This is a genomic window from Streptomyces sp. BE303 (genome assembly GCF_036290945.1).
Taxonomy (GTDB): Bacteria; Actinomycetota; Actinomycetes; order Streptomycetales; family Streptomycetaceae; genus Kitasatospora.
The window spans coordinates 1-504 of the sequence record NZ_JAQYWZ010000508.1 but is presented as its reverse complement, the minus strand read 5'-3'; the positions used below and the strand labels follow the sequence as shown (position 1 = coordinate 504).

General features: G+C 69.2%; 1 protein-coding gene. It reads right to left on the bottom strand.

Annotated features, from left to right (window positions below):
• The coding region (locus PUR56_RS10860) for an IS110 family transposase (RefSeq protein WP_329948728.1) at nucleotides 1-238 on the bottom strand (238 nt) is incomplete at its 3' end.
• Between the last annotated feature and the right edge of the window lie 266 nt (nucleotides 239-504).

Here is a 504-nt window from a genome sequence, read left to right as displayed (position 1 = left end):
CGGCGTCGCGGGCGACGGTCAGGGGCAGGGCGCCGATGGAGGCGGGTTGGTCCACGATCACCAGGACGGTGCCGAATTTCGCGGTCAGTTTCTCGAAGACGGCCCGCAGTTTCGGCTCGCTGTTGGGCAGCGGTTTGTCGAAGACCTTCTTGCCTGCCGGGGTCAGGCCGTGGCCGTGGTGAGCGGTCTTGCCGACGTCCAGGCCGAGGAACACGCCCACGTCTTCGGTGTCGAACATCGCACCCTTCCAGGGGAGTCGGACGGGCCGGCCTCGGCGGTGGTGTCGTACGCGCGCATCCACGTTATGCAGACCTGCCGCCCGCGGGCCGTCCGGCATTGCGCCGGACCGGGCGGTGGCCGGACCTCTCATCAGCGTCTCCGACGACACCTCCGGGCCCGGTGACACCACCCCCCAGGTCATCTCTTCGACAGGGGGACACAGTCATGCCGGGGCCCGGAGGCCAGCGGCCCTCTTGCAGGACCGCGAAAAACATAACGGGGGGG